The sequence below is a fragment of the Wolbachia endosymbiont of Cylisticus convexus genome, assembly GCF_003344345.1.
The window spans coordinates 1-8150 of the sequence record NZ_QPIP01000073.1 but is presented as its reverse complement, the minus strand read 5'-3'; the positions used below and the strand labels follow the sequence as shown (position 1 = coordinate 8150).

Here is an 8150-nt window from a genome sequence, read left to right as displayed (position 1 = left end):
AAGTAAAAAAGAAAAGCGTGAAACTAGGAAAAGGAGCTTTAAGAACGATGATCTTGGGTTTCAAGGTCTGCTGAGTTTTCTACAAAAGCATAATGTGGAAGAAGTAAAGTCATGCATGTGGTTGTTATAGCGAAGCTTTGGCTGAATTTCTGCACAATGCTGGACATTTTGTTAGTGTTGTAAATCCTTATTGTATTAAATCTTATACAAGGAGTAAGCTCGTAAGACAAAAGAATGATCAGACTGATGCAGAAATTATTGCTGATTATTGCCAAAGACAGGAACCAACTCGTTGGACACCACCTTCTTCTGAAATGAAAAAATTAAAACATCTTTATCGTTGCTCAGTTGCGTTAAAAGAATTAGTAAATAACCACCTAGAAAAAAAAGAGAGACTGCCTAAAGAAGTTGCAAATGCTTGTTGCAACGAATATAGTTAAAAAAATAGAAATAATAAAAAACTCCATACGCAAACTATTAAAGCAGCACAAAGAATTGTTGGAAAATTTTCAGCTTCTATTGACTATTCCAGGAATAGGAGAGGAATCAGCAATGGCTATTTTAGCTGAAATCCCTGACATAAAAGCTTTTAGAGATGCCAGGCAATTGGCAGCATATACAGGAGTTATACCGAAAAATATAACATCAGGTTCATCTGTACATTCTAAACCAAGATTAAGTAAATCAGGTTCACAAACATTACGTAAGGCCCTTTTCTTTCCTGCCATAGTAGCCAAGAATCACAATCCTATCATTGTGAGTTTTTGCCAAAGACTAAAGAAGAAGGGTAAGCATAATATGGCAATTGTGGGAGCTGCAATGCGTAAGCTACTCCATATCATTTTCGGTATCCTGACATCCAAAAGTGCTTTTGATCCAAATCATATCAAGAATTACAGAACTAGGATGTTGACTGTAGTTTAAAATCAAAAAATGCTTCCAATCCATTCAACATATTCACTAACTGTAATCTGTGTACTGTTACACAATCAGAAGTATTTTTTGATTTTATGATACAGCTTGAGTAATTTTTTTGTTGACTAGCAAGACGGTATCTTTCTTATGTCACTTTTCCTTAACTTGACGCCTATGATTAAATAAACTGTGTCAAGCCGAGAAGAAAAATAATAAATTAATATAAAAAATGGAGATTTGACATGTGAGTTAAGCGAATAGTACTACCGATTTGGTAGATTACAAAAAGTTAGAAACCTATCGTCTATAAGGGAAGGCAGACCATTGACAGGAAGAGATGACACCATTCATAAAAAGGCTGCTGGAAGCAAGTCTGGAAGGTGAAATGGAAAGCCATCTATCAAATAATAGGAACGAAGAAAATAATCGCAGAAACAGGAAAGACTTTACGCACAAGTGCAGGGTCATTTGAACTGTTAACACTAAGAGATAGGGAGGGAAGCTTTGAACCGCAAATAGTCAAAAAAAGGCAAATAAGCCTACACCCGGAACTTGAAGCAAAGGTCTTAAGTACATATGCCAGACCAACTCATCTAAAAAAAACTTGTTCTCACACTGGATGGTTTTGGGTGCTGGAAGTGATTGTATTATTTAAGTTACTAACAATATATGTTGTTAAATTAATAGAGATTTATTTGAGAATAGTAAAAAAAGATTATTTAACAAAGATATGCATAATGTTACTGTTAAAACAGTGCAGTAAGTTGTCAGAAATTTTCAATTTTTACTTACCATTTCTAATGTAGGAAGAAATCCAGCAGTAGCTGCTTTAGCAGTCAATTTTTTTCTATATTTAGTAAATCCAACACCTGAAATAATCCTAGGTGCCATATCTTTACCTAGATTTGAATTTTATATACTTTTCAGAAAACTTATTACTTATTTTTAATATGACTTGCATTATGTAAAGCAGTAACTGACGGGTTATCTAGCACACTCCTAGAACTGGAGCTATGGGAATAATCATTCGCAGCTTCGCTTAAGTCATTTATTAATTCTTTTTCAGATCTATGACATTCAAAGATTGGGGTCTGCCTTGAGTCTGAGCTTGTTACTTCATGGCTGTCGACCATTTCCCAGTCCAGTTCACTTGCTTTCCGATTTAATAAAGCTTTAATATCTGGCCGACCAATACAATCAGCAAAATGCAAAGGAGTCAGTCCACATTCATCCTGTGCATCAACATCTTCTACTCGATTTAATAGAGTTTTGACCACATCTAAGTGACCGTTCATAATAGCCATATGCAGAGGGGTCAATCCCTTAAAATCCAATCTATAACTTGCTGCATCAACATTTGCTCCTTGATCTAATAGAGCTTCAACCACATTTACCCAACCATTATAAGCAGCCATATGCAAAATAGTTATTCCATCACTGTATTTTACATTAGCATCTGCTCCTTTATTGAGAAGATTTATAATTTCATCAGCATCTTCACTCCTTCCAGCAGCAAGTAATGCGTAATTATATTCACTTTGCTTTTCTCTTAAAAACTTTACTATTTCTGTATTACCATACTTCTTTGCTAAATCTAAAGGTGTTTTACCATTAGCATTTTTAGCACTAATGTTAGCATTTTTATCTACAAGCAATTTAGTTATTCCTAGAGAATGTTCAGCAGCACAATGCAAAGGAGTCCATTCATCATAATTTATTACATTAACATCTGCTCCTCGACTTAATAGAGCTTCAACTACTTCTAAGTGACCTTCAATAACGGCCCAATATAAAGGAGTTATTCCACATACATCCTCTACATCAACATTTGCTCCTTGATTTAATAGAGTTGTGACTATACCTAAGTGACCAATATAAGCAACTAGATGAAAAAAAGTCATTCCATTGATGCATCTCATAGCACTTTCTTGTTCATTGGAAGGATTTATTTTCAGCATATCACTTAGAACTTGTTCTTCTGCATTTTGTTTTTTCAACTTTATACGCATTGCTTCCTGAACTAACTCATGAATATTTGATAAATCACTTTTCTTTCCTTGGCTAATCATCGAATAGCTTCTAAGCAGATCTATAGCACCAGCTAATTTTTCTCTATCTGTCACTAACTTTGAAAATATCTCACTAAAAATATCATCAGGTGCAAGATAAGCCATGATGTTCAAAATCCTTATAGCTTCATCCCCAAATCGTTCATCCCTTTTGATCTTATCGAGTGTAATCTGCCAAGTTGCCATAACCGTTTCAACACATGGATCATTATCATATCTGTTAAAGTCGAAACTTAGTAAATTTTCTTCTAAATAATCCTCCACTCCAAAGTCTGAATTTACAATTTTCTGTTGCTCGATATAGGCAACTACTTGCTGCAATGCTAGCGGAAGCCCATGCAATTTTTGATTTAACTCCGTGATTGCGTTATCATCAACTACATTGCAGTCTTCTTTTGAAGATTGGAGCAAACCTTCTTTTACTAACTGACTTAACTCATCTAATGTGTAACTCTCTTGATTTTGTGATAAACGTTGTTTCAGTATTTTTAACTCTTCACTATATACATCTATTTTTCCCTCAAATTTTTTTGTAATTTTCAGGATATCATCCTTTGTCGAAATTAATTGAAAATCCTTAAGATCTTCAACTATTGCTATATTCAACTCTTTCTTTACGAAATTTCTTGCCTCTTCATCACTAAACCCATTTAATGAGATCTCACCTGCTACATTCCTCCAATTCTGACATTTGGAAGTTATTAGAATATGCGCTTCATGACCTAGGCTTGGTAAAAAATTTTTGATTTCCTCCGGACTCTTAGCATTATCAAAGATAAATAAACTTTTCTTACCTTTAAAGTGAGCGTATACTTCTTGTGCTATATCTTTATCTTCCTTATCACGACCGTTAGTATCTTTTGTCTTGATATTTATCCTTGAGTTTCCTGCTAGTCTTTTAAAGAAATGAGATAAGTTTTCAGCATCCACTAAAACTAAATTGTCATAATCTTCAGCATGAAGCTGGGCATACATTAAGGCTAATTGTGTCTTGCCTATTCCTCCTAGGCCGCTAATAGAAACTAAAACCCTTGATGAGGTTGATTCATTAAGTAATTGATATATCTTCTCTAGCTCCTTTGTTCTTCCAGTAAAGTTTTTAATTGGGTCTGATAAGTTAAAATTGCCTTCATCAACAATACCCTCTTTTGTTTTATTTTCTTCATCAGTTACCCACATAGTTTTTAGTCCATGACCAAAGATACTAACTGCATACGATATGGGCCAGATAGTTGGGTTCTTTTGTACATAATTACTTAACCCAGCCACAGCACCTTTATGTATGGTATCAAGTGGGTTCTCCAATAGTGATGCTATTACTGTTTTTTTGTCTGATTGACTATCACCATTAGAAGCTTTCTTCTTTTTATTAAGCATCTACCTTACTACTCCTATGCCTCCTGTTTTACGTTGCGTCTGTATCTTTTCTACAAAACACTTCTTGTCTTGATTATCACTATGCTCTAATTGTTGTATGTCTGGTGTAGCTGAACTTATTTGCTCGATAATTTCTCTACTCCTTGGTTGTAGTGAATCTCGTACTGCTTCAACTAAGGACTTAGCATTATCTTTTGAACCCTCTCTTGGTCTATCCCCTATTCTTACCTCTTTATTCTCAGCTAGCTCCTTGTCAGTTACTCCGTTGAGGTTGATGATCTTAAAACTGTTCACACCAAGCTCTATTTTAATAGTGCACTTTTTCTCACCCACATACCAATTTATTATCATTACTACAGGTAGTCCATTTTGCACTTTGTAGTACCGAATCTCACTCTCATTAACATCGCAAGATACCGAATTTTTTCCATCGTCGGTCATCAATGTGAATCTCGAAATTTTATTATCCTTGCAGAAACTTCCATTTAAAAATTCACTTACTTTAATCTCTTGAACATCTTTAATTTTTACTCTTGCAGTATAACCTCTCTTCTCATTATCTCTGATTCTTATTAGCACTTTTTCAAGAGTACAGTTTTTACCTACATAGTTACTTAGTGTAGCTTTAACTTCTTCCCTTAATTTTTCATCACGTAAATATTTTCCACTTTGTTTATTACTACTAGCAGTAGTAGCTTCTCCATTATTGCCTAGAGAGCACTGAGGAAGATGTTTACTTCTTTTTTCCTTAAGATCATTACTGATATTATCTCCTATTATCTGAACTGATTCACTAGAATTTGTTGTGAATAGATGCTCACTATTCTGCCCCTCTACTGCTGCTGATATATTTTTTTGACTTAAACGACTTATTAAGTTATTATTATTCATCTTTTCAAGCATGTTACCATCCATTTATAATGACAAATTTTTAGCTTATTATAAATATATAGGTATGTCAATATTAATATGTTTTTATGTAATTTTAAGTATATATCTGCGAGAGGAATAAAATATGTTGAAAAAGCGCTATTTTATATACTTATTATAGGTAGCTTAATATTCTTTTTTTCGTTAAAAAGCAATGAAAGAGATTTAAGCCAAATTGTAGACATTTCAGATTTGCTTCGGTTGCAAATTTACTTTTTTGCCAATTACAAATGCTACTTTCAATATCTTTCTATACGCTACCTCCTATTTTAAGATAATTTTCTTTATTTCCCTACTAGCCAACTGACCTTACCCAGAAAAAGTGGAGAGAAAGTTGAGACGTTTTTATAGTAAAAAATGTTTTCATAAAGGGGTGTAATATGACAAATGGAAGAAAGTATACAGCAGAGTTCAAAGAAGAAGCTGTAAAACTTTTTATAGAAAGGGAAGAAACAATTTCACAAATAGCAAGAGATCTAGGTATAAACCCTGGTGTATTAGGTAAGTGGATAAAGAAGTATAACGAGAAAAAGTCAGCAGCAAATGCATTTCCAGGCAGGGGTAGCGTAGCTCCTTACGATAAAGAGAGATTTGACTTAAAGAGAGAGTTAGCAAGAGTAACAAGGGAAAGAGACATTTTAAAAAAAGCCCTGAGCCAGTCAAAAAGAGTAAAATATCTTTTTATAAAAGAGCATAGCAATTGCTATAAAGTACAAGAATTATGCAGAATTTCTGGTGTATCTGCTAGTGGTTATTACAGATGGCTTGCTAAAAAAATAAGCAATAGAGAATTGGCAAAAAAAGATCTATTAGCAGATATTCAAAAAATACATCAAGTTTCTAAATGCAGATATGGTGCTCCTAAAATTCATGCTGAATTGAAAGCTTTAGGCAAAAATTACAACATCAAAACAGTGCAAAGTGTTATGAAAGAAAATGGCATTAAGGCTATACTTAAAAGAAAATTTAAAACCAAGAAACAGCAAACAGACAATAGAGTTATAGTTCCCAATATATTAAATCAAAATTTTATTGCCGATCAACCAAATAAAGTTTATATAAGAACCAAGAAAGGATGGCTATATTTGGCAGCAATAATCGATCTAGTTGGCTGGTCAATGAGTAAACAGTTGGTTATTGACTCTTTGTTAATGGCCATTTACAAGCGTAACCATCCCAGGAATCTACTATTACACAGCGATCAAGGTTCACAATATACTTCAAAAATTACCAAAATCTACTAGCTATAAGTGCCTAGCATGAGTCACAAAGGCTGTTGTTACCGTTGTAGAAAGTTTCTTCAGTTCTCTGAAAAGGGAGTTATTAATAAATACTGCTAAGTACTCCAAACGGTGTATTAAAACTGCTATATTTGAATATATAGGAATTTTTTATAACAAACAACGCAGACATTCTACATTGCATTCCTGAGCATTTTATTCTCTTTGTAAAAAAACTTCCCAACTTTCTCTCCACTTTTTCTGGGTAAGGTCACATAGTTGATTAGCGTTAAAAGGGTAATAATACTCTCAAATTATCACTATTAGAAGTTTTTTAGGTTTTTCTGTAAATTTTACTTGTGCATACTAAATTATATGATATAAAACCAAAAATGTTATTCTTTATGAGGTGTTTTATGAGCAAACAGACTGAAGTTTTTACAGACTAGTTATTTGCTGCTATAGAAGAGCATAATCTTTTGAAAGCTGAAGAATGTATTATAACTGCAGATTATATAGGTGTAAGCAAGGTTTTTAATGGTGAAAAATATGGTATAAAACCTATAAGTTTTGCTGTTAAAGAGAATAGTTTGAAGATATTGAATCTTTTGATTACCAGTGGTGCTAGTGTTAATGCTGCTAATAGTGAAGATTTGAGAACTGCTTTGCACGTTGCCGCTGAATATGGTAGAGAAGAAGCAGGACAATTTCTACTTTCTCATCTTGCTGATGTCAATTTGCAAGACACAATGGGTAAGACACCTTTGCACTTAGCGTCTTTCCATTGTCGAGTAGGGATGGTAAAACTTCTCATCGACAATAATGCTGACCCTAATGTAAGAGATGTAAATGGTGAAACGGCATCTGATGTTGTTGGAGATAATCCAGAACTTATGTGTGAAGACCATATAATACAAAAAATATTATCCATGTTGAAAGGTGATGTTGAGTTTGATTATAAAGCAGTATTGCCCACTAGAAATCTTAAAGCGTTAGAAGCTGACGATACTGCAGACGTGACAGGCAATGTAGTCAAACCTTCTTCCTTTATTGATAATGTGTTTAGTTGGATGGGAGCTTCAACTACTGCTGCACTCAGTAGCTTGTTCCGCAATGTCCCTGTTTTACCTTCTGCTCAGCAATCTATTATCCACTCAGCAAGCAGCCCTAGTAGTTTTTTGAGTAGTGAGAATATTGCTTTTGCTAGTTGTGTTGCTGAAGCTTTAGATAATACTAGGAGTAGGCACTATCAGAATTTAACAAGTAAAGGAGTAGAGGTTATACCAGATATCAATATTGCAGTTAGATTTGCGCTTAAGAAATTTGATTCATTTGTAGAAGGCAAAATAAGAAATTTAGACTCAAAAGAAAAAGATAGAATACATACTGAGCTTGAAGAAGCGTATCCAAAAATAATAACAAGCTTGGAAAGAGGAATTAAATTTAGTGGTAATGTTGGGTTAGATGATGTTTTAGAAGAGTGCAAAAAGTGCTTTTGTACAAATATTCTACCAAAAGTAACAACTCGTCTTTCTGATGTAGGAATAACCGAGTCTGGAAATAACTTCAGTAGGCAGATTTAGCTGCAAGAAATGTGGTATAATGTGCCAGATAGAAGGAAGTTTACAATGTTTTAAAA

3 protein-coding genes and 3 pseudogenes are annotated in these 8150 nt (G+C 33.8%); 4 read left to right on the top strand and 2 right to left on the bottom strand.

Annotated features, from left to right (window positions below; all coding sequences use genetic code 11):
- A pseudogene (locus Wcon_RS07195) lies at nucleotides 1–924 on the top strand (IS110 family RNA-guided transposase); the annotation flags it as partial.
- Between the two features lie 262 nt (nucleotides 925–1186).
- Nucleotides 1187–1529, top strand: a pseudogene (locus Wcon_RS07190) (transposase); the annotation flags it as partial.
- Nucleotides 1530–1850: 321 nt separating this feature from the next.
- On the opposite strand, the gene Wcon_RS07185 reads toward Wcon_RS07190, so the two are convergent.
- Both Wcon_RS07185 and Wcon_RS07180 read right to left on the bottom strand, forming a co-directional pair.
- On the bottom strand, nucleotides 1851–4361 hold the full coding sequence (locus Wcon_RS07185) for an ankyrin repeat domain-containing protein (protein ID WP_114517717.1): 2511 nt from the start codon (nucleotides 4359–4361) through the stop codon (nucleotides 1851–1853).
- Nucleotides 4362–5264, bottom strand: coding sequence for a hypothetical protein (locus Wcon_RS07180; protein ID WP_147269170.1), 903 nt, complete (start codon nucleotides 5262–5264; stop codon nucleotides 4362–4364). It lies immediately after the preceding gene.
- A 407-nt stretch (nucleotides 5265–5671) separates the two neighbouring features.
- Here Wcon_RS07180 and Wcon_RS12115 point away from each other — a divergent pair.
- Nucleotides 5672–6722, top strand: a pseudogene (locus Wcon_RS12115) (IS3 family transposase).
- A 268-nt stretch (nucleotides 6723–6990) separates the two neighbouring features.
- Nucleotides 6991–8094: an ankyrin repeat domain-containing protein gene (locus Wcon_RS07165; RefSeq protein WP_114517714.1), complete on the top strand. Its 1104-nt coding sequence runs from the start codon at nucleotides 6991–6993 to the stop codon at nucleotides 8092–8094.
- Nucleotides 8095–8150 lie beyond the last annotated feature (56 nt).

Bases quoted from the DNA above. Each gene is read 5' to 3' on its own strand.
- Wcon_RS07180 (WP_147269170.1), bottom strand. From the start codon at position 5,264: ATGCTTGAAAAGATGAATAATAATAACTTAATAAGTCGTTTAAGTCAA.
- Wcon_RS07185 (WP_114517717.1), bottom strand. From the start codon at position 4,361: ATGCTTAATAAAAAGAAGAAAGCTTCTAATGGTGATAGTCAATCAGAC.